Below are 22,332 nucleotides of genomic sequence, written 5' to 3'. Positions count from 1 at the left end.
ACTCCTCTATACAGTTTTCTTTATTGTGAGCGTAACGTTAATCGCGTTTAGTTCCTAAGCTATCACGATTTTAAATTGCTGGTTGATAGGAGAGAACAGTACAGGGATTGCCGGGGATTTAGCTAAACGGAAACTTTCCGTATATCACGCCCAAAAGCGTGTTAGCCAGATTAGCCTACTGCTAGTGGAGCAGTGGGAGCCACATTAGGGAACGCACCCTACAAGATTGCGATCGCACTATTTGCACCCCAGACCCTATATGGCAAGCGATTCGGGCAAGACATTTAAACGACTAACAGCTTAACTATCTTTCCATTTTTGATACAATTCCAAGAGAAAAAGGATAACAAACGTCCCTACTACACCAGTTAATATACCCCATACAAAATTACCTGATTTTGCACTAGCCTCTTTGCGGGCATCTTCTGCTTCTTGGCTAATTTTTCTAGCCATTTCTAATTGTTTATTAACTTTTTCCTGGGTTGTTTTTGCTTCCTGTAAAAGCTGCTGGGCATTTCTTTGGATATCTTCTAATTGTTGGATACTTTGACGGTTACTTTCCAGCAAATTTTCAAAATTTTCTAGTTTGTCGCTAACAATCTTAATTGGTACTTCTATTATATCTTTATTTTCTGGCTGTGACTTGATTAATGAATTGTGCGACTCTTTCAAGTCAGCAATATAGAAATGGCTACATAATCCAATAATCAGTCCCAAAATAAACAATGAGCCTAAAGCCCGTTTAACGCGATTAATTTGTCTCCGTCGAAGACTTTTTTTAACAAACTCTTTCTCTAAAAATGTTGGGCATTTAGATGTTCCTACATACTTAACGTTAGATGCCTCTGCATACTTGATCAGTTGGTGCGCCTGGTCAATTTGCTTACCATTTAGTAACAGATCAGGATTTCTCCCTTGCCTCTTCCATTGTTCTGCGTCTAGGGACAAAGCTAAACTATCTTCCATTTTCGATTTTTCAGTTTCTAGCCAGCTTTTTAGGAGATGCCAGCTATCCGCAAGCGACGGATGAACTACTTCAATTTGATCGTCGTCTAAAGTCGTGCCTTTAGTAAGATAGAGGAGGTTCGCTTTACTGAGTTTATCGATGACTCTATTGGTTTGTTCCTTATCTTCACTCTCCTGATAAAGTGCCTTTCGCTGTAGGCGGTTGCTGTTGACTTCTGAACTCACACTAGGTTGAAGCAGTTGCAAGAAAATTCGTTTTAGAGTCTGTTGCTCTTGAGGCGATAAGTTTTTGTCATCGTAGTAAAAATCGTTAGCCGTGTGGGATAAAGCCCAACGAACGCCACTTTGGCCGAGAGGTTTTGGAGTTCCCGTCACTTCGCGATAGACCTTCTCAGTGATGAGATTTTTCTCCCTCTTCTCCCAGAGCTTCATCAAGACAAACTGCAACAGTGGCAGCGGCATTGGCTCTCCTACAAGGTCGCGAACCAATTTATCGACAATATCGCCTTCAAATTGCAGTCCCTTTCGTTTGGCTGGTATTTCAGTCGCTTCTTTTAGCTCACTTGATGTGAATGATGTAACCTCCACATAATCTTTGTTCTTGAATAATTCATGAGATAACAATGACAGGTTCTCAAAATAAGTTTTAAAATCCTGTCGCATAGTTAGGATAATTTTAATTTTATTTTCTGGTTTACTTAATTTAAGTAGATTATCTGCAAATTTTTTACGAGATTTTTCGTCGATGCAAAGTGTAAATAAATCCTCAAACTGGTCAATTACCAAGACTGTATTACAAGTTTTCTCGTGACCAGCTTTGATTTGTTCAAGTTTAATTTGCTCTAGGGTAAGGTTATCCAAATTGTTCGGTAGGTATGAGCCGGGAATTGTCGGCTTTAGGTAGCACCAATTCTTACTACCTTCCAGCTTTCCATCTTTTAGTTCTGGCAACAATCCAGCCAAGACCAGTGAGGATTTACCACTTTTGGGCGGTCCGAAGACAACTAGCAGTTGTTGAGATTCAAGTTTTTTAAGACATTCTTGAATAAGCTGAGTTCGCCCACAGAATAGATTATGGTCAGCTTCCTTAAATACTTCCAATCCGGGGTAAGGACAATCTTTATCATCTAGCTTGGGAGCCTTGTTTTGATCGTAGTCAGCCAGGATAGAATCGAGCCACTGATCTTGTGGTGCGTCTAAACGTATAAGTTCATTAGACCAATAATTAAGAAACGTCTGAGCAGTTGAGCGGTCTTCTTCACCTCCAAGCAGTACGCCTGTGTTCCTGGCGCGCACAATAAAGTTAACAATGCAATTCAGCAACTCGGAAGTGCCAAGTCTTTTAGACAAGCGTTGCTCCATAATTGCAGAATGTGCCTTTCGCATCTCAATAAGCGATGTGAAAGGGGTCTGATTATCATTGTTGTTCTGAGAGTTATGAACCATGTTTATACCAAGTTGTTTGTATTAATTAAATTGTCTAAAGAAATTTGTGAGATGTCAAAGACTGCATCATGTTTTTGTAAAGTTTCAAATTTTGTTATCAATTCTGTTTTAATTAAGTTAATAAGCTCCTGGTCAATACTCCTGAAATAACTGTTAAACAGGGATGTCAATTTGACAAACATTTGCTCAAATTTCTGTAATTTCTTGTTAGAATCATTTATTTCGATCAAGTTATTGTTTATCTCTATTGCCATTTGAGGAATCCTTTCTCTTTTAAGGTTTTCTGGTATGTCAGAACTACTTAGTGTGCTAATAAAAGCATTGGATAAATCATTCCACTTGATCAATATCTGGTCATTGCTTTGATTTTTGCTTTTTTCATCAAGACCATTAGGAAAATGCCAACTGTTTAAGTCAGATTTAATACTGCGAAATTCGTCGTCAAAAAATTGTAGGTTGTCATGTACTGTTAACAGTTTTGTTAACTTCTCATTTATTGTTTTTATATCCTGAATGTTTTGCCTCATCTCATCTACTTGGCTTGGATTATATATCTTAGAGAGAGAAGAGTACAAATCACGAATATCACCTAAACTTTTAGTTAAGGATTCTAGTCTTGTTTCTGTGATTTTTTTTGCTGATTCAACTAACTTCTTGTTGAGCAGTGTTATCCCATGAGTATAAAGAATATCCTTGAGAGCAGAAATGATACTTGTCAGAGGTGAGCTTAAATCATCGTTGTTATCAACATTGCGAGCTTTAGCAAGGTTTTCTGTTATTGATTTAAGTTTTTTCTCCCATTTCTGAGAAATAAGTTGTTCAATGCCTAAGTCGTTTTTCTTTAAAATTTTTTTAATCTCGCTAATGCAGTTCTCGAAGGGCGTATCTTGATCATCTTGATCATCTGGAATTATTTGAGCGTAATTTTCACCAAAAGGAGCGAAAGTCAAAGAATTTTGAATATTCTTAAAAAGAGACAATTCATTTTCTAATTTTTGAAAGAAGTCATGTAGCAATTTGTAGTTGTATGTTTTATCAATCATTTTATATATCTCGTCAAGATTACTAAAATACTGGTTGACCGCCCTCTCTAAATCGGTATTTTGTGCCGTTAACTCCAAAAGTGAAATACGGGGAATCACTTGCCAACGCCGAGCATTAGTAAATTCTTCTGTTCGCTTACCATGGGCCGTCTCTGGATCAAGATATGGATCATCAGCCTTTAAGAAGTCTTTTAAGGCATTATAGGTTGCTTCATCAATCAGAAACTCCCCAGGACGTGCAGATGCTTCCAAGCGATACGCATCAGCAATAACAATTCCTGAAATCTCCTCTGTTTCGTCGGGTTTGACCTCCTCATGAAGTGGACCACTCGCGCACCCAATGCGAAACCACCGCTGTGCTAACTTCTCCGGGTGGGAATCATTATATTTTTTAGCGTGTAAGTGAACAGCTTTGGCAAATAGATGAGCTTTAATTGGATCATCAAAAACGATGACCGCGTTATCTCCATTTCTGGCTTTAACAACCTCTCCCGGATCTAAACTTACTTCCTTTAATGCAAAATCGACAAATTGCTGAATTTCCTTATTAAGCTCTGCGACAGCTATGGGATGGCCGTAGTCTTTTTCTCGTTTCCGAGCAATATCGCTATATCCAACCATATCGAGTTCGACTACAATTCTGGTTTGACTCATGGTTTACAGACTCCGACAAATAACTAAGCTGAATAGCATTGATACTGGAACTGCCAGAATAGCGACAATCAAGATCCATAAGGCATAGGTAAAGAGCTTGAGTTTCAAGAAAGTAATTTCGGCATTAATAGTGATCTGGGTGGCAAGGTCTTCCCATTCCTTATTATAAGGTGGATTAAAGTTATTCTGAAAATAAAGCTCATTCAGCGCATCCAGTAATTGAGTTGAACAATATTTCCGCAAATCTCCGAAATAGTAAAAATTATCTATCTGCTTACGGCTAGAATTGCCGGATGTTCTACTCTTACTCCGTAGGAGACGATCCAAGTTGCTCTTGGGAAGGAAAGAGAGTGAACAAATCAAGGCACAAATGCAGAGGAGCGAGGTTGTTATCAATAGACCAATTAGCAAGGATTTGAGAAGATTCTGCGCCGTAGCTAAAAGGGTTATAGTTGCAGTAACGCCCGCACCAGAAAAAGCAAGCAGAACTGCGTTCTTGGCTTCGGCAAACTTCAACCAATCATTAACGTTCTGGAAAATTGTTGTCAGTTTGGCAGAAATGTCATTCATAACTTCATGATTACTGAATATGCCTGAGATAAAAAAGCTGGTTAGCTGGTTTCTATAAAACTTGTTTCAATTATAATCTAGCTCATTCTCAATACCAAATACCAAACCTGCTTTGTCACTTATGAGTTAGCTTTCATGGTTCCTACACACCTCTGAAATGAGTTGATGCTGGATCCCGGCAAACAAGCTTTCGGTTACACGCCCTTAACAAGGGTTGGGGGTCTAACTAAATATTATAGAAAACTTTCCGCATAACACCCTCCAGAGTAACAATATGGGTCAACTTCCAGCATATTACCCCATTTATGCGCGATCGCCAGAACTTTTCCCTATATCACGCCCAAAAGCGTGTTAGCCAGATTAGCCTACTGCTAGTGGAGCAGTAGGAGCCACATTAGGGAACGCACCCTACGGCGATGGCTACCAGACCAATTATATACTAGACGGATTTTTTCCATACAACACCCCAAATACGGATTTTCTGGCTCTTCGTTACTTGTTATGGTTCGATAGGGTGGCATAAATAAACTAAATCCTTATCTGGCAAGAGATTTAATTGATTAGTTCGCTCTAGATCAAAAACAATTGACAAAAATCGCCAAACGTCTTTCTCTATAAGGGTTCCGTCCCTTATAACCCCCGTACATTGCATAACACAAACCAAAGAACCCATTTCGTCGTCGTGCCTAGAATTTTATTGTCTAGTACAGCATCGCTACCATAGCACGATCGATTTAACTTGACTAGGAATGGATAAATGCAAATAATCAATTAATTGATCGAGATCAAGACTCAATGTCTGATAACTTGTTATTGGTGGGGTAGGAAATCACCTAAGTCACCCTGTTGAATTATTGATTGTCATTAAAAATGTTTAAGCGATCGCTTTTCTTGCCCCTGTTAATTTTATCCCTTAGTTGTACGCTGCTTTTTAGTGCTTGTCGTCAACAAACAGCTAATAATCCCCCAGCAACGGAAAATAATAATTCAGAAACTTTAAAACTTTTATATTGGCAAGCACCGACGATTTTAAATCCCCATCTCTCCACGGGATTTAAAGACTCAGAAGCGAGTCGCATTACCTTAGAACCTTTGGCTAGTTTCGATGAAAAAGGGGAATTAGTTCCTTTTTTAGCGGCAGAAATTCCTACTCTTGAAAATGGGGGAGTTGCCCGGGATGGTAAATCGGTGACATGGAAGCTAAAAAAAGATATTAAATGGTCAGATGGTACTCCTTTTACTGCCAAAGATGTCATCGCTACCTATAATTTTATTACCAATCCGAAAACTGGTTCTACTAGCGCTGGCAATTATGAAATAGTTAAAACTGTGGAAGCGATCGATCCCCATACAGTTAAAATAACTTTTAAGCAAGTTAATCCCGCTTGGTCATTAGTTTTTGTGGGGACAGAAGGGATGATTTTACCTGCTCATCTCTATGAAAAATATAGCGATGAAACGGCACGCCAGGCCCCTGCTAACTTATTACCGGTGGGAACTGGCCCCTATAAAGTGGTAGAATTTAAACCGGGAGATACGGCGGTTTATGAACAAAATTCTTTCTTTCGAGAAGCGGATAAATTAGGTTTTCAAAGAATAGAATTAAAAGGAGGAGGTGATGCAACTTCGGCAGCACGAGCGGTTTTACAGACACAGGAGGCGGATTATGCCTATAATTTGCAAGTGGAGGCTAAGGTTTTAAGTGATTTAGAAAAAGCGGGTCGGGGTCAGTTAATATCTAGTTTCGGTTCTTTGATTGAACGAGTTTTATTTAATTTGAGCGATCCTAATCAAGTTACTCCCGAAGGTGAGAGGTCTAGTATTAAGTTTCCCCATCCTTTTTTAAGTGATGTTAAAGTAAGAGAGGCTTTATCTTTAGCCGTTGATAGAGATACTATTGCCACGCAGCTTTATGGTATTACTGGGAAAACAACTCCTAATTTTATCGTGATGCCATCGGAATATAATTCGCCCAATACTAGCTATGAATTTAATCTAGAAAAGGCTAAGAAATTACTAGATGATGCGGGATGGAAAGATAGTAATGGTGATGGCACTAGGGATAAAAATGGGGTAGAAATGAAATTAGTTTTTCAAACTACTGTTAACACTCTCCGTCAGAAAACCCAAGAAATTATCAAACAAAGTTTACAAGCGATCGGGATAGGAGTAGAATTAAAAACTATTGATGCCAGTATTTTCTTTTCTAGCGATCCTGCTAACGATGACACGGTAGAAAAGTTTTATGCTGACCTACAAATGTACACTACAGGTAATAATAGTCCCGATCCAAAAGCCTATTTTAAAACCTTTACCTGTAGCGAAATTCCCCAAAAAGCTGATGGTTGGGCCGGGGATAATTATGCTCGTTATTGTAATCCTGAATACGATAAATTATGGCAAGCTTTTAGTCAAGAATTAAACCCAGAAAAACGGAGAGAAATAGCAATTAAAATGAATGATATGTTAATCAATAATTTTGTGATTATTCCCCTAGTTCATCGTGCCGATGTGGTGGCAATTAGCAATAGTTTGTCGGGGTTTAAATTAACTCCCTGGGATAGAAATACTTGGAACATCAAGGACTGGAAGCGTAGTAAATAAATGCTCAAATATTTTCTGAAAAGATTATTATTTTCGATTCCCACTCTTTTAGCTATTAGTATGGTGGTTTTTGGCATTTTGGCCCTAGCGCCGGGGGATCCGATGGGGGAATTTGCAGCTAATCCCGCTATCACCGAAGCGGTGCGAGAAAATATTCGCAAAAGTCTCGGATTAGATCAACCCCTTCCCGTGCGTTATGTCAAGTGGTTGTTAGCATTTCTTCAAGGAGATATGGGCTATTCTTTCACCAGTCGCAGCCCGGTTTTTACCCTCATTTGGCAGCGTTTACCCACAACTCTCTGGATTGTCGGTATTGCCTATATTTTTGGGGTTTTAATTGCTTTTCCTTTGGGCGTAATTTCAGCAGTCAAGCGCTATTCTTGGTTAGACAAAATCATCTCTACTTTTTCGCTACTTGGCTTTTCTTTACCCACCTTTGTGACGGGATTATTATTAATTATTATCTTTAGTGTGCAGTTAAACTGGCTACCATCTTTTTATAACAGTACCCTAGAAATCAGTGATTTTAATAGTTTGATTGAGCAGGTTAAACAGTCAATTATGCCCATAACCGTATTAAGCTTATATCAAGGGGCGATGTTGATGCGTTTCGTGCGTTCTTCCGTAACCGAAGAAATTCACCAAGAGTACGTTAAAACTGCCTTAGCCAAGGGATTAACTAATTTTTCTGTCCTAACTAAGCATATAGTTCGCAATGCTTTAATCCCCGTTGTCACCCTGATTGCTCTCGATATTCCCTCAATTTTTACTGGGGCCTTAGTTACAGAACAAGTGTTTCGTGTGCCGGGTATCGGTGCTTTATTAATTGATTCTATTTCCCGCAGTGATACCCCCGTAGTGATGGCGATTACCTTTATCTATGGGATTTTAATTGTTATCTTTAACTTAATTGCCGATTTAACCTATAGTTGGCTCGATCCGCGAGTCAGATATTAACTATGAACATCATGCGATCCTTACACACGGGGATTTTAGTCACCGATCTAGAAAAAGCTGTTAACTTTTACGAAAATGTTCTAGGATTGACTAGAATTGATCGCCCTTTTCAATACGATGGGGTTTGGTATCAAGTGGGAAATTATCAAATTCATTTAATTGTCGATACCAATTATCAAAACTACCGTCCCAATCCCCAAAAATGGGGACGCAATCCTCATATTGCCTTCGCTATTGATGACGTGACAGCCATGGGTAACTATCTAGAAAGTCAAGGTTATACAATTCAAATGAGTGCCTCGGGTAGAAAGGCATTATTTGTCAGCGATCCCGATGGTAATATCCTAGAAATGAGCCAAATTTAGCCTGAAAAATTCCCCGATATGTTAGACCAATTACAGACTCAACTCTATCACCTTGAACAATACGCCGATCGCTTAGTGACTTCCCAACTAACTCACCTTAGTTTTGTCAGTATTGCCGTGATTTTTCTAGCCGGTTTACTTACCAGTCTTACCCCCTGTATGCTGTCGATGTTGCCGATTACCGTCGCTTATATCGGGGGTTACGAAAATCAAGGTCGTTTAGCGGCTTTTTGGCAGTCCACATGGTTTTCCCTAGGATTAGCCACCACCTTAGCGGGATTGGGACTAATTGCCGCTACTTTAGGAAAAGTCTATGGACAGGTGGGGATCGGTTTACCAATTATCGTCAGTGCGATCGCTATTTTGATGGGGTTAAACCTCTTGGAATTATTACCCCTGCGCTTCCCCTCCCTTGGCGCTACCGATTGGATTACCGGGGATTTTCCTCCGATTTTGCGGTCCTATCTTCTCGGTTTAACATTTGGTTTAATCGCCTCTCCTTGTAGTACACCAGTCCTAGCAAGTTTATTGGCATGGGTGGCAAATACGGGGGATTTAAGCTTAGGGGGGGGATTATTGTTATCCTACACTGCTGGCTATGTTTTACCGCTAATTATCGTCGGTTCTTTTACTGCCTCGCTGAAAAGCTTTCTTTCCCTACGTCAATGGTCCGGGTGGATTAATCCTGTCAGTGGGGTTTTATTAATCGGTTTTGGAGTTTTTTCTTTATTATCCCGTCTGCTGTGATGGTGGAGAGTTATGATAGATAATTGGCTAGAATTGCAAAACTTTTAACTATGACTATATCGGAAACTTCCTCAAATTTAAAGAATACACGGCCCCAATGGGGACGTAAATTTATCCAGACTATTGCCGATCTACGATTGGCAATTATCCTCTTACTTTTAATCGCTATTTTTAGCATTTCTGGGACGGTAATAGAACAGGGTCAATCTCTATCTTTCTACCAAGTTAATTATCCTGAGAAACCCGCTTTATTTGGCTTTCTGACTTGGAAAGTTTTATTACTATTGGGATTAAATCATGTTTATAGCACTTGGTGGTATCTATCATTATTAATTCTCTTTGGTTCCAGTTTAACCGCTTGTACCTTCCGACGACAATTACCCGCTTTAAAAGCGGCCAGAAAATGGCAATTTTATCAACAATCTCGCCAATTTCAAAAACTAGCTTTAAGTGCTGAATTAGAAACTGGTTCCCTAGAATCTCTCACACCTCTATTAGAAAAAAAAGGCTACAAAGTTTTTCTAGAAAATAACAGTCTTTATGCTCGTAAAGGTCTGATCGGTAAAATCGGTCCGATTATCGTTCATGCAGCCATGTTAATTATTTTAGCAGGGTCGATCTGGGGAGCGTTAACGGGGTTTTTCGCTCAAGAAATGGTAGCTAGTGGCGATAGTTTTCAGGTTAAAAATATTATTGAAGCTGGACCCTTATCTAAAAATTCTCTCCCTAAAGATTGGGGTATTAAAGTTAATCGTTTTTGGATTGATTATAGTCCTAAAGGTGATATAGAACAATTTTATTCTGATTTGTCGGTGATCGATAATCAAGGAGAGGAGATCGATCGCAAAACTATTCAAGTTAACCAACCTTTGCACCATAAAGGGGTGACTTTTTATCAAACCAGTTGGGGAATTGCTGGGGTAAAAGTACAGGTGAATAATAGTCCGATCCTACAGCTACCGATGGCTAGTTTAGACACAAAAGGTAATGGACAAATCTGGGGAACTTGGATTCCGACTAAAACCGATCTTAGTGAGGGAGTTTCTCTTTTAGTCAGAGATTTACAAGGTACGTTAATTGTCTATGATGCTAAGGGAGATTTAACCTCTGCTGTGCGAGAAGGAATGACGATTCCTATCAATGGAGTTAATCTAAAAATAGTCGAATTAGTCGGCAGTACAGGTTTACAAATTAAGGCAGATCCGGGAGTACCTATTGTCTATTTAGGTTTTGCTTTATTGATGATGGGAGTAGTAATGAGCTACTTTTCCCATTCCCAAATTTGGGCTTTACAATCGGGTGATCGCTTTTATATTGGTGGTAAAACTAATCGCGCTCAAGTCGGTTTTGAACGGGAAATAATTGATACTATCGAAATGTTAAAGTTAAAGTAGAATTGACGTTAATTTGGTGTCGTTTCCCGATCAGTAGGTAGGTGTTAAAAATTTTCTGATCCCCCCACCTATCGGCACCCCCCTTATCAAGGGGGGCAGGGGGGATCAGAGGCAAAATCTATCTTATATTTAATTAGAATCACTTACTTAAAAAGTTCTGTTTATCTATCTTTTGTCTTTTGCCTACCCTAACCAAGAACTTAATTTTGTTCAATCACTTATATGCCAGAATTGCCAGAAGTAGAAACGGTGCGTCGCGGGTTAAATCAAGTTACCCAGGGCAAAAAAATTATCGGTGGGGAAGTATTATTACAGCGTACCCTAGCCTATCCTAATTGCGAGGTAACTTTTCTGCAAGGAATTGCTCAGACTACGATTACCAATTGGCAGCGCCGAGGCAAATATCTCCTCGCCAATTTAGATAATGGTAGCAGTATCGGGGTTCATCTGCGTATGACCGGACAATTGCTCTGGGTAAAAGATACCACTCCCCTGCCGATTCATACGCGCTTACGCTTCTTTTTTGCTAATCAGCAAGAATTGCGCTTCGTCGATACCCGCACTTTCGGGAAAATTTGGTGGATTGCCGCCGATAAAACCCCAGAAAGCGTGATTACTGCTCTCAAAAAACTGGGATTGGAACCCTTTGATCGCAATTTTACCCCCGATTACCTCTATAGTCACTGTCAAAAAAGTCGTCGTCCGATTAAAACTTTTCTCCTCGATCAAAATGTGGTGGCAGGAATTGGTAATATCTACGCGGATGAAGTTCTTTTTAAAAGTGGTATCCATCCCCAAACTGCCGCTAATCTCTTGAAAATTGAGCAAATAGACTTATTGACAAAAAACATTATTTCTGTCTTGGAAACCGCGATCGCTGAAGGCGGGACCAGTTTTAGCGATTTTCTCCACGTTACGGGAGTTAATGGCAATTATGGGGCGATGGCCTGGGTTTATGGTCGTACCGGCGAAAATTGTCGTCTTTGCGGTGCAACTATTGCCAGAATTAAATTAAGTGGGCGCTCGGCTCATTTTTGTCCCCAATGTCAAGTCTCAAGGGAATTATGAATTATGAATTATGAATTATGAATTATGAATTGGGGAGAAAGGAGAAGGGATGCCTTTTGCCTATTGCCTTTTGTCTCCCGTCTCGGAGTCTCCTCGATTCTGCTGTAAGCTGATAGCTAGATGGTCAGGTCACGGAAATCGATGCAAAGTTCACTGAAAAGGATCATCATCGGGGCGAGTTTTTTTCTCGCTACGGTAGTCGGGGCAACTATCGGTTATATGGCCTACGGTTGGAGTTTTCTCGATGCCGTTTATATGGTGATAATTACCATATTTGGAGTAGGTTTCGGGGAAGTTAAACCGATTAACACTCCTAGTCTGAGAGCTTTTACCATGTTAGTTATCGTCTGTGGGACTACCTCGGCCGTTTATGTGGTGGGAGGGTTTTTTCAGATGCTCACCGAGGGAGAAATTAACAAAGCTTTTAGCGATCGCCGGATGAATAAAGAGATGGAATCCTTAGAAAATCACGTCATAATCTGCGGTTTTGGGCGCATAGGACGCATCCTAACGACTAAATTGGCAAAAACAGCCCAATCCTTTATTATCGTCGATAATAACCCCGATCGCATTCGATTAGCTCAGGAAAAAGGTTACATAACTCTTAATGGTAACGCCACCGATGAAAGTATTCTCCAGAAAGCCGGCATCGACAAAGCGCGAGTTTTAGCGACTGTGTTACCCGATGATGCCTTAAATGTCTTTATCACTTTAACCGCAAGAGAACTCAGTCCGCAACTATACATCATCGCCAGGGGAGAATATCCCAGCACTGAGAAAAAATTAAAATTAGCTGGAGCCGATCAAGTGGTTTTACCTGCTACCATTGGAGCAGAGAGAATGGCCCATTTAATCACCCATCCGGCCGCGATTGATTTTTTACAGGAAGATGAAGGTAGACGCAATCTTAACGAATTATTAGCCGATATCGACCTGCAATTTGAAGAATACTCGATTTTAAGCGATTCACCCTTTTTGGCACAACCTATCAGTCAGATGGAAGTGCGGGGACAGGATGCTTTTATTATCGTTGCTGTGCGTCAATTTGATGGTGGTGTCATCACCCATCCCGACAATTCCACCATTCTACAGCAAGGCGATACGGTCATTTTATTAGGTCATCGGGGCGATGTTCCTAATTTTGCCCGTCGTTATGCTCTGCGTCGAGAAATGCGCTATCGTGGGTCTTCTTGGTAGGATAGTTACCCAGAAAAAAGTTGAGCTTTTCTGGAATTAATTTCGCTGCCGATGGAGATAAGACTAGCTCACTAATTATCTCCAGAGACAGCTATGAAATTAACCTATCGCGGCATTGCTTACGAGAAAAATCCCACTGCCACCGTTGCTTCCAGTCCGCTGATTTTAGGCTATCGTGGTGTTCCCTATTTAAAAAACCGTGATGTCGCTCAAAGCATTGAGAAACCGGTAGCCGTTACCTATCGCGGTCAAGCCTATAATATCACTCAGTCTTTAGCTTCTTTGCCCATGTAAGAACCCTCTTTAAGTTTTTAACTTCTAGTTCTTTTTCAATCAATCTCTTTTAAATATTGTCAATTAATGATCACAGCAATTACCTTAGACGGGTTTTATCTTCCCTCTTTCCCCCTTGCTCAAAGGGGGATTTTTTTACTTGTTTTTGCTAACTAAAGAATATATATTCATAGTTAAGTAAATTAATCACAGGCAGTTCAGCAGTTCCGGTGTTCCCCTTTTCCAGATTCTGAATTTAATTTTGTCGAACTGCTGATGGTTATCAGTTTTTTGTAGAATAGGGAGATTGAGAAAACGAACATCTGCCATTATGACAAGATTCCCTTTGACTGGTCGCTACTCTGGTTTATGCGTCTTGCTCACTTTATTCTGGTTAAGCGGTCAATCTTTACCAGTGCGAGCGGAAAAAATCTATAATCCCGTCCCCCTCATCCTCAATAAAGAAATTAACGATACTCTCACCGACAAAGATATTCCCACAGGTGAGGGGGGGTTTGCTAGGGATTATACCGTAGATTTGGACAAGGATGATCAGGTGGCCATCGATCTCAAATCGGAAAACTTTGATGGAGTTTTAATTCTCCTGGCCGACGATGGTTCCACTGTAGCGGAAAATGATGATGGTCCCGATGGTGGCACTAATGCCCTCCTCTTTGCACGCATTACCGAGTCGGGTAAATATATTATTCGGGTGAGAGCTTTCGGAGAAACCGGTGGGGGAAAATTTACCCTGAAATTAACCCGTTTACGGGCCGTGGAGGGCAAAAATTAGCTAATTATTGTCAAAAAAACCAAGAATAGAGCCTCTGTCCACTCTACCACCGCACCGTAGGTATCGCCAGTGTGACCGCGAAGACGACGATATAACCAGTAACCAGTAAGCAGAGCGAGGACGATTCCAGCACTAATGGCGATTATTCCCCACCTTAGACCACCAAATAGGGCGATTAACCCCCAAATTACTCCCCCACAGTCCCAAGGCAGACAAAAAGCCACTTTATGAAAGGCTCCCTTACCGGTGGGTTTGAGGTAGGGATAAAGAGCGATCGCCATTACTTGCCCCCAACGTCCCCAAATTGGTGCTAAAATTAGAGCTAAGGCTCGATTATCGCTTAAATCCGTCAAAGCGGCGATTTTTAGCAGCAAAACCATGGTCACGGCCATGACTCCAAAGGCCCCGGTAACACTATCGGCCATGACCAATAAACGACGCTGGGGGTCGGTGACAGCTAAACCATCGGCCGTGTCACTAACTCCATCAAGGTGTAGTCCTCCCGTTAGATAAACCCAAACTCCCACAAGGACAACCGCACGAGTTAAGGGTGGCATTCCCAGACCAGCTAGAGTTATATCGAGCAAAACCAGAATTAAACCCAAAAATAAGCCGACTAAGGGAATCCATCGGGCAATTCTGCCAAAATACGGCCAGGCAATCGGAACGGGAATAATCGTGTAAAAAGCGATCGCACCTAAAAATGAGCGAATTTCTTGACAAATGAAGTTAAATATGGTAGTCAATCCCCCCAAAATTAGATTCCGGTATGGCAGCGTTTCTCATAAAGATGAAGTATAACTTAATTTTGTATCGGCCACCCTGTGGGATTTTCAAAACATGAGAACGCCTATAATAATTCGACATAACAGACTTACTTGTAATTTTATAGGAAGAGTTCTTGTGATCGCTCTATAGGAGAGTAATATACGGAAAGATTTCTTAAAAAAATGTGTATTTAGCGTGATATGTGGAAAGTTTCCGTATATTATGCAGTTAGGTGGCTCGATTTATCCGAGTCTAACTGTTAATATTCGAGTCGAGTTCCCCTAAAATTGCTATTAGAACACACTTTACTAATTTTCACGAATCGCCTGTCGATTCCTCTCGTGTCTTTGGTAATCTCGTTACTTTATCTAACATAGACAGCCATGCCTCAAGTAAACATAGGAGTCCTTCTCGATCAGTTCGGAATTGTTACCCCTAACGATTATTTTAAGCTTTCAGTAAAAGACCAGTACGAGTTTCGTTTACGTATTCAGTCCACTGCTGAGCATGAAAGGAATGACATTCTGGTTGAACTGAAAAGCACGCTAGGACTCAAAATGCATTTCCATGTGACCCGTCACCCACAAAAAGGTTGGCAAAATATCCCCAATGAAACTTTTGCACGAAAGTTAGCATTCTTTGCTGCAAAATCTCTCATAACTTTTCCTTTCGATGAAGTAGCTCATTGGAAAGGGGAAGATTTAAATCCTTTATTAACGCTTCTTTGTGCAGTTCGCCCCTTCTTAAAAGAAGGATTAGTCAATATTCTTCCATCGCATAACGAGCTTAGAGAAGTAACAGTAAAACAATTCAATAAAAAATATGGTTTAGTGCATGCAAATTTTCATTTAGATGCACTGGAAAATCAATTTGAGGAGAAAAATTACAACCCTCAAGTTCTCAATCTCTATCTCCCTTACTTTAAAGACGTTAAACCAGAGGAGGTTGTACGTATACGACATGAGGAAAAGCTTCTCTATGATGGTCTTGAATACAGACTTGGGCGTTTACTAAATGGACATGACGAGTTGAAGAACGAGGAAACGTTACTCAACGAGCTATGTGAAATCGATCAGCATGTCCGGCAGCTAACTACTAAGTTTGAGGGAATAAAAGATGCCTGGCATCGCCATGATATATATACACTTATCGGTTTTGCAACAGTAGGTTTAGTCTTATTATTTCCTCCAGGCATTGTGCCATCATTGGCTCCGGTCCTCGGTATTGAAAGTATAAGTATACTGCGTTATCTTCAGTGGAAAATTGAAGCAGCTAATAATACTAAGGGCTTAAAGGAAGATGAGTATTATCTTTTGTGGCGTTTAAGCAATCTGAAAACTAGGCTATGAGGTAAGTTTTGCAGTGCGATCACTATTCCCGTAGGGTGTGTTCCCTAAAGCGGTTCCTACTGATCCGGCGATCGATTTTTGGGGAACGCACCATGCAGATTGATTGCAGCTGTGGGTTTAAGTGCGATGGCGAAGGCACTGCTACGCAGTGCGATCGCTATCTCCGTAGGGTGCGTTCCCTAATATGGCTCCTACTGCTCCAGCGATCAATTTTTGGGGAACGCACCATGCAGTGCGATCGCCGATCTTGTAGGGTGCGTTAATGAAATGTAACCCACCTTATCTAATGTTCAAAATCCGTGCGTTACGCTAACGCTAACACACGCTACATCATATCGATCGCCGATCTTGTAGATCGCTGATCTTGTAGGGTGCGTTCCCTAATGTGGTTCCTACTGCTCCAGCGATCGATTTTGGGGAACGCACCATGCAGATTGATTGCAGATGTGGGTTAAAGTGCGATGGCGAAGGCACTGCGTAGCAGTACGCTGATCTTGTCGGTTGGGTTGGCGGCTGTTACCCAACACCCTCAAAACCAAGATTAAATGCAGTAGGATAGAGAGCGAAAAAATATTCTAGATTGCCGTGAATGGAAGCGTCTATATTGAAACAAGTATTTTTGGGCATTTAACCGCCAGACCCACTGACAATCTGATCGTTGCTGCTAATATCAAGATCACCCAAGATTGGTGGAACGAACATAGTAGCTCATTTACGCTTTACGCATCAGAGATCGTTGAAGATGAGGCAGCTAAGGGAGATCCGATAATCGCCGCTCAACGGTTAAACTTGTTACAATCCCTAATGCTTCTCGAACTTACGGAAGATGCGTTTGAACTTTCGCAAGCGTTTCTGACTCAAAGCAATCTGCCACTAAAGGCATCTAATGACGCTTTACATATGGCATTAGCAACCGTCTATAACTTAGATTATTTGCTAACATGGAACTGCAAGCACATGGCAAATGCCCAAATTCAGCGTAAGCTGGCTCAGATTAGTTCTGATCTCGGATATATATTGCCAGTTATTTGCACTCCTTATGAGCTTATTGGATATAACCTAGAGGTTTAGTCATGTATAAAAATGAAATTCTCGATGAAATTCACAAGTATAGAGAAGAATACGCTCAATCGTTTCAATATGACTTAAGAGCTATTTTTAATGACTTAAAGCAGAAGCAACTGGCTCATAAAGATAGATTAGTTAGGTTGCCAATTAAGCGAGCGTCTAACAAATCACTGCACCCGACCGCCGGCTAAAGTATTCAATGGAACCGCTAAATCTATAGTGCGATGCCGAAGGCACTGCGTAGCAGTACGCTATCTCCCTAGGGTGCGTTCCCTAAAGTGGCTCCTACTGCTCCAGCGATCGATTTTGGGGAACGCACTATGCACATTAATTGCAGCTGTGGGTTTAAGTGCAATGCCGCACCTAAAAATGAGAGAATTTCTTGACAAATGAAGTTAAATATGGTAATCAATCTCCCCAAAATTAGATTCCGGTATGGCAGCGTTTCTCATAAAGATGAAGTATAACTTAATTTTGTATCAGCCACCCTGTGGGATTTTCAAAATATGAGAACGCCTATAATAATTCGACATAACACGGTTACTTGTAATTTTATTAGGAAAAGTTCTTGTGATCGCTCTATAGGAGAGTAATATGCGGAAAGATTCTTTAAAAATGTGTATTTAGTATGAGATACGGAAATTTTCCGTATAATTCATAGTTAGACTGCTAATTTCTTGGTGAAGATAGTTCTGGTTACTTTTGCGTAAGTGCTATACTAGACCTCTTGCATAAATCCGAAAACAAACGATAGAAACAATAATGGGAGGGACTTTCAGTCAATTATTTATTAGTAGTTGATAATCTTCAAAAATGTTGCTGTACAAGGATCGACTTAAGACTTTTGCAAGAGGTCTACTATAGTGAGGTTTTTACATGGTTTTTCTCATGAAAAATAAAGCCATTATCCTGCTGGGGGCTGTTGCCGCTCTTGGACTGGCTGCAACCTCAACTTTACTTCTGACACGTCCATCCGGAAATTCTCCAGATTCCGCCTCTGCTCAATTTTCTCCCAACGGCATGGGTATGATGCATCATATGCGGGTCAGTAGCGAGTTTAACTATCTTGCCCAAATGATTCCCCACCATCAGGAGGCAATCGATACCGCCCAGGTTATTCTGGCACGCACTAGTCGTCCTGAGATGAGGCAGTTTGCTCAAAATATTATTCAAGTGCAAACTGCTGAAATTGCTCAGATGAAAAACTGGCTCAACCAGTGGTATCCAGGAGGGAATATTAGCGTCTCCTACGTTCCCATGATGCGAGATCTGAGCCAACTTCAGGGCGATGCCCTAGATCAAACTTTTTTACAAGATATGATTGAACATCATATGGGAGCCGTGATGATGTCGCAAATGCTCCTGAATCATAATCTGGTGAAGCATCAGCCTGTCCAGTCCTTGGCTGAGAACATTGCCACTAGCCAGCGCCTGGAAATTCAGCAGATGCGAACTTGGTTGATAGCTTGGTTTGGTGATCGCAATCCAATGGGTAGAATGCATCATTAGCTTCTAGTAATCACGATCGAGATTTTGGGGCAATTAATGTTTTGCTTCCGCTGTGCGGTCTAACAACCCCAATGCAGTGGGATGCCGAAGGCACTGCGTAGCAGTACGCCATCGCTGTAGGCTGCGTTCCCTAAAGTGTCTCTTACTGCTCCACTGATCGATTTTTGGGGAACACACCATCCACATTTATTAAAGCTGTGGGTTTAAGTGCGATGCCGCTCTTGTGGGCCCAGTTGAGGAATGTTAGCGAAGATTGCCAATGTTTAGGTTAAAATAGAGGGGCAAAAGTTGCAACCGGTTAATGATAGTACGACCACCCCTCTACAGCCAAGAAGAATTTGCCCGACGTGGTAATCAGATTTATTAGACTCAGGTGCGCTCTCAAGTCGAGGAGGGCAATTATGGCAAAATACCAGTATATCCTTTTTCCTTTTTCCCTTGAAACTTACTCTCGAATTATATGAGCTAACGGCTAAGGGTGATAATTTTCTGAAAATCTCTTTGAATAATAGTAAAATTTTTGTCAGTTAAAAGCGGCACATGAACGAATAAGGCTCTCGGATGATATTTTAAGACTTGAAAATATAATTCTTCGCAGACAAACTGACCAGCATTATCGCTGATATAACTATAGTCAAGGTTTTTAATTAAATCTGGCAACGGAATTGATGTCAATAACTTTTTTGTGCTACTCCTAGCCTGAGATTCTAAACTTAAACGATAACGACTTTCTGCCATGCCACAACAAATAACGAAATCAGGCTTTTTGTCTTGAATAGCTTTGATAACTCGTTCACTGGCTCGATGGGTATTAACGGGAAGTTGACGCAAAAATAAAAGCTTTTTTGCATAATTATCTTGAATAGATACTAACAAATCATCGGAGGAATTACTCCGGTGATGGCATAACCAAGGCGCAAAAGAAGTTAAGAGAATTGTCAAGTTATCTCCTGATGGTTAATTGGGATAATCAACAAAAAAGCGATCGAAGGGACAAAAATTGCTACACTAACTGACGTGACCTCAATTAAAGACGAGATTGATATTCTATGCAACGCCGTAAATTTTTGCTGATTAGTGGCAGTTTAGGCGGTTTTAGCTTGGTAGCTTGCGCTCATCAAATTTTACAGCCCGTTACTTCCAAAAATCCCCCTGAGTCTCCCGTTAAACAAGCACAAAAGGCGAAAAAAGTCAAGATAATCGTGATTAGTGACCTTAATAGTCAATACGGTTCCACTACTTACGATCCCGAAATCGATCGAGCTATCCCCTTAATTATCAATCATAAACCCGATCTGGTCCTCTGTGGCGGCGACATGGTGGCAGGACAAAAAAGCAGCTTGACAGAGGCAGCAATTAACGCCATGTGGTCAGCCTTTGATCGCCATATCGCCGCGCCCCTGCGAGCTGCTAAAATACCTTTTGGTTTTACCATCGGTAATCATGACGCTTCTGGAGCTTTATCCGCAGGAAAATTTATCTATGCTCAAGAGAGAAAATTAGCCCAAGATTATTGGCAAAATCCCCAACATCATACAAGTTTAAATTTTATCGATAAAACCGGCTTTCCTTTTTATTATACTTTCACTCAAAATGGTATATTCTATCTAGTCTGGGATGCCTCCACTCATTTAATCTCTCGGGAACAACTAAATTGGGCAGCAAAAAACTTGAGTAGCCCCGACGCTAAAAATGCTAAAATGCGGCTAGTAATCGGTCATTTACCCCTTTACGGTATTGCCGTGGGCAGAAATCGACCGGGGGATTATTTAGCCGATGCCGAGCAATTAAGAGCGTTTTTAGAGGGCCATCAGGTGCATACTTATATTAGTGGCCACGCTCACGCTTACTATCCGGGTAAACGGGGGCAATTACAATTATTACACGCAGGAGCTTTAGGCAGTGGACCGCGACGGTTATTGAACAGTGAACAAGTGCCCAGAAAAACCTTAACAATTGTCGATATTAATCCCCATCAACAGGAAACAGTTTACACCACCTACGACATGAAAACCCAAGAAGCGATCGATATTACCAGTTTACCTCCTTTGATTATGGCTCCCAACGGGCAAGTTTTACGTCGAGATATTCCATCGGTTAACTAGAAAGGAACTCCCATAATGGCCACTGTCATCAGCACCGTTAATATGAAAGGAGGAGTAGGAAAAACTACCCTTACCGTCAACCTTGCCACCTGTTTAGCTAAATTTCAGCAAAAACGAGTCCTTGTCCTCGATTTAGACGCTCAAATCAGTGCGACTCTCAGTTTAATGTCTCCCCACGAATTCGCTCAACTGCGTCGCAAAAAAAGGACTTTAAGCTATTTATTAGAAGCAATTATCAAACCCAATCCCTACAATAAATTAACTATTGATGATATTATTGTCCCTTCAGTCTGTGAAATTCAAGGCTTAGATCTACTGCCGGGAGACATTGAACTATATGATGAATATGTCGTCTCAGAAACCCTGCACCATCAAGCAATTTTACAGGAAGATTTAGGCTTTGATCATGCTTGGAATAACCTGGAAAGAATCCTGATTCAAAAAATCATTGATCCCATTCAAGACCGTTACGATTATATTATTATGGACTGCGCTCCGGGCTATAATCTTTTAACTCGTAGTGGTCTATGTAGCAGTCATTTTTATTTACTACCCGCCCGTCCCGAACCTTTATCAATTGTCGGCATTCAGCTATTAGAAAGAAGAATAGTTAAACTCAAAGCTAGTCATCAAGAAACCGAACCGATTAACCCCGGTTTACTCGGTATAGTTTTTATTCTTTCCGGTGGTGGTTTACTCAGTCGCTACTATAATCAAGTCATGCGCCGGGTACAACAGGATTTTCAAGCCCATCAAATTTTTGCTAATGCGATTCCTATGGATGTTAATGTAGCTAAAGCTGTCGATATGTTCGTGCCTGCGGTGGCAGCCATGCCCTCTTCTAGTGGTTCCAAAGCTTTTATGAAACTCACAGAAGAATTCTTGATGAAAACCCAAAAATAGGAGATAATTACTATGGTCATTGAGTGGTTAGAATTTCAAGTTAAACCCGAAGCTAGGGAAAAATTTATCCAAAAAGATCAAGAAATTTGGACAAAGTTTTTAGCAAAACAACCTGGTTTTTTAGGTAAGGAGCTTTGGATTAATCCCACCATCGAGGAACAATTAATTATCGTTGTCCATTGGCAAACGAAAGAACAGTGGAAAGCTGTCCCCCAAAATTTACTTGATGACACCGAGGCCAAATTTTCCCTAGCCATGGGAAAAGATAATTATCAATTAACCAAAGTCAAGGAATTTCAAGTCAGAAAATTTCGAGAAAATTGTCAGAACAATTTAGAATCTATGCAGCCAGGATAAAAAATCAATTCATCTTTTTGTCCCCTGTCAACCTAGCCAAACTTGTCATGAGGGGCTAAAGTGTGCTATAAGCAGTCAGACCGTGCCATGGTCTTTATTCTTTCCGATTAGGTAAATTACTGATGACTGAAGCTAAACGCGCCCTCATTACCGGCATCACCGGTCAAGATGGTTCCTATCTGAGCGAATTATTATT

22 protein-coding genes and 1 pseudogene are annotated in these 22,332 nt (G+C 40.8%); 18 read left to right on the top strand and 5 right to left on the bottom strand.

Annotated features, from left to right (window positions below):
• Positions 1-300: 300 nt before the first annotated feature.
• From IM450_RS14445 to IM450_RS14435, 3 genes are read right to left on the bottom strand one after another with little or no spacing between them, the layout of a single operon-like run.
• Positions 301-2,412: an nSTAND1 domain-containing NTPase gene (locus tag IM450_RS14445; RefSeq protein ID WP_287670389.1), complete on the bottom strand. Its 2,112-nt coding sequence runs from the start codon at positions 2,410-2,412 to the stop codon at positions 301-303.
• 2 nt (positions 2,413-2,414) lie between these two features.
• Complete coding sequence (locus IM450_RS14440) at positions 2,415-4,109, bottom strand: hypothetical protein (RefSeq protein ID WP_287670387.1); 1,695 nt, start codon at positions 4,107-4,109, stop codon at positions 2,415-2,417.
• A gap of 3 nt (positions 4,110-4,112) precedes the next feature.
• Positions 4,113-4,679, bottom strand: coding sequence for a hypothetical protein (locus IM450_RS14435; protein ID WP_287670385.1), 567 nt, complete (start codon positions 4,677-4,679; stop codon positions 4,113-4,115).
• A gap of 870 nt (positions 4,680-5,549) precedes the next feature.
• On the opposite strand from IM450_RS14435, the gene IM450_RS14430 reads away from it, so the two are divergent.
• The 9 genes from IM450_RS14430 to IM450_RS14390 all read left to right on the top strand — a co-directional run bounded on the left by IM450_RS14430 (position 5,550) and on the right by IM450_RS14390 (position 14,077).
• Positions 5,550-7,283 carry a peptide ABC transporter substrate-binding protein gene (locus IM450_RS14430; RefSeq protein ID WP_287670383.1) on the top strand — a complete coding sequence of 578 codons (1,734 nt, stop codon included), beginning with the start codon at positions 5,550-5,552 and terminating at the stop codon, positions 7,281-7,283.
• On the top strand, positions 7,284-8,240 hold the full coding sequence (locus tag IM450_RS14425) for an ABC transporter permease (RefSeq protein WP_287670381.1): 957 nt from the start codon (positions 7,284-7,286) through the stop codon (positions 8,238-8,240).
• Positions 8,241-8,242: 2 nt separating this feature from the next.
• Positions 8,243-8,605 (top strand): VOC family protein, encoded by a 363-nt coding sequence (locus IM450_RS14420; protein ID WP_287670379.1) that lies wholly within the window; start codon positions 8,243-8,245, stop codon positions 8,603-8,605.
• An 18-nt stretch (positions 8,606-8,623) separates the two neighbouring features.
• Positions 8,624-9,352, top strand: coding sequence for a cytochrome c biogenesis protein CcdA (locus IM450_RS14415; protein ID WP_194015802.1), 729 nt, complete (start codon positions 8,624-8,626; stop codon positions 9,350-9,352).
• Between the two features lie 50 nt (positions 9,353-9,402).
• Positions 9,403-10,746, top strand: coding sequence for a cytochrome c biogenesis protein (locus IM450_RS14410; RefSeq protein WP_287670376.1), 1,344 nt, complete (start codon positions 9,403-9,405; stop codon positions 10,744-10,746).
• A gap of 222 nt (positions 10,747-10,968) precedes the next feature.
• On the top strand, positions 10,969-11,814 hold the full coding sequence (locus IM450_RS14405) for a DNA-formamidopyrimidine glycosylase (protein WP_002803234.1): 846 nt from the start codon (positions 10,969-10,971) through the stop codon (positions 11,812-11,814).
• Between the two features lie 141 nt (positions 11,815-11,955).
• The gene (locus IM450_RS14400) at positions 11,956-13,011 is read left to right on the top strand and encodes a potassium channel family protein (protein ID WP_287670374.1); all 1,056 of its coding nucleotides are present in this window, start codon (positions 11,956-11,958) and stop codon (positions 13,009-13,011) included.
• Positions 13,012-13,104: 93 nt separating this feature from the next.
• Positions 13,105-13,305: a DUF4278 domain-containing protein gene (locus IM450_RS14395; RefSeq protein ID WP_002803232.1), complete on the top strand. Its 201-nt coding sequence runs from the start codon at positions 13,105-13,107 to the stop codon at positions 13,303-13,305.
• Between the two features lie 310 nt (positions 13,306-13,615).
• The gene (locus tag IM450_RS14390; protein ID WP_002766150.1) at positions 13,616-14,077 is read left to right on the top strand and encodes a PPC domain-containing protein; all 462 of its coding nucleotides are present in this window, start codon (positions 13,616-13,618) and stop codon (positions 14,075-14,077) included.
• Here IM450_RS14390 and cobS read toward each other — a convergent pair.
• Positions 14,074-14,832, bottom strand: coding sequence for an adenosylcobinamide-GDP ribazoletransferase (gene cobS, locus IM450_RS14385; protein ID WP_287670371.1), 759 nt, complete (start codon positions 14,830-14,832; stop codon positions 14,074-14,076). The two genes, IM450_RS14390 and cobS, sit on opposite strands and share 4 nt — an antisense overlap.
• A gap of 396 nt (positions 14,833-15,228) precedes the next feature.
• Between cobS and IM450_RS14380 the strand changes: the two genes are divergently transcribed.
• The 5 genes from IM450_RS14380 to IM450_RS14360 all read left to right on the top strand — a co-directional run bounded on the left by IM450_RS14380 (position 15,229) and on the right by IM450_RS14360 (position 18,771).
• Positions 15,229-16,194, top strand: a complete 966-nt coding sequence (locus tag IM450_RS14380; protein WP_287670369.1) for a hypothetical protein — start codon at positions 15,229-15,231, stop codon at positions 16,192-16,194.
• A 92-nt stretch (positions 16,195-16,286) separates the two neighbouring features.
• Positions 16,287-16,457: a hypothetical protein gene (locus IM450_RS14375; RefSeq protein WP_287670367.1), complete on the top strand. Its 171-nt coding sequence runs from the start codon at positions 16,287-16,289 to the stop codon at positions 16,455-16,457.
• 322 nt (positions 16,458-16,779) lie between these two features.
• Positions 16,780-17,265 (top strand): type II toxin-antitoxin system VapC family toxin, encoded by a 486-nt coding sequence (locus IM450_RS14370; protein ID WP_002797897.1) that lies wholly within the window; start codon positions 16,780-16,782, stop codon positions 17,263-17,265.
• A 2-nt stretch (positions 17,266-17,267) separates the two neighbouring features.
• On the top strand, positions 17,268-17,453 hold the full coding sequence (locus tag IM450_RS14365) for a hypothetical protein (RefSeq protein ID WP_002757942.1): 186 nt from the start codon (positions 17,268-17,270) through the stop codon (positions 17,451-17,453).
• A 685-nt stretch (positions 17,454-18,138) separates the two neighbouring features.
• Positions 18,139-18,771: a DUF305 domain-containing protein gene (locus tag IM450_RS14360; RefSeq protein ID WP_002803228.1), complete on the top strand. Its 633-nt coding sequence runs from the start codon at positions 18,139-18,141 to the stop codon at positions 18,769-18,771.
• A 465-nt stretch (positions 18,772-19,236) separates the two neighbouring features.
• Here IM450_RS14360 and IM450_RS14355 read toward each other — a convergent pair whose 3' ends face one another.
• Positions 19,237-19,713, bottom strand: coding sequence for a pyroglutamyl-peptidase I family protein (locus IM450_RS14355; protein WP_287670363.1), 477 nt, complete (start codon positions 19,711-19,713; stop codon positions 19,237-19,239).
• A 107-nt stretch (positions 19,714-19,820) separates the two neighbouring features.
• On the opposite strand from IM450_RS14355, the gene IM450_RS14350 reads away from it, so the two are divergent.
• The 4 genes and pseudogenes from IM450_RS14350 to IM450_RS14335 all read left to right on the top strand — a co-directional run.
• Complete coding sequence (locus tag IM450_RS14350) at positions 19,821-20,876, top strand: metallophosphoesterase family protein (protein WP_287670361.1); 1,056 nt, start codon at positions 19,821-19,823, stop codon at positions 20,874-20,876.
• A gap of 15 nt (positions 20,877-20,891) precedes the next feature.
• Entirely contained in the window at positions 20,892-21,779 is an 888-nt protein-coding gene (locus tag IM450_RS14345) for a ParA family protein (RefSeq protein WP_287670355.1), read from the top strand.
• 12 nt (positions 21,780-21,791) lie between these two features.
• Complete coding sequence (locus IM450_RS14340; RefSeq protein ID WP_002803222.1) at positions 21,792-22,136, top strand: TIGR03792 family protein; 345 nt, start codon at positions 21,792-21,794, stop codon at positions 22,134-22,136.
• Between the two features lie 122 nt (positions 22,137-22,258).
• Positions 22,259-22,332 (top strand): annotated as a pseudogene (locus tag IM450_RS14335) (GDP-mannose 4,6-dehydratase); the annotation flags it as partial.

It is taken from the genome of Microcystis sp. M083S1 (genome assembly GCF_020246405.1).
Taxonomy (GTDB): domain Bacteria; phylum Cyanobacteriota; class Cyanobacteriia; order Cyanobacteriales; family Microcystaceae; genus Microcystis; species Microcystis aeruginosa_C.
The sequence above is the reverse complement of the archived record's forward strand: the minus strand, read 5'-3'. Positions and strand labels throughout refer to the sequence as shown.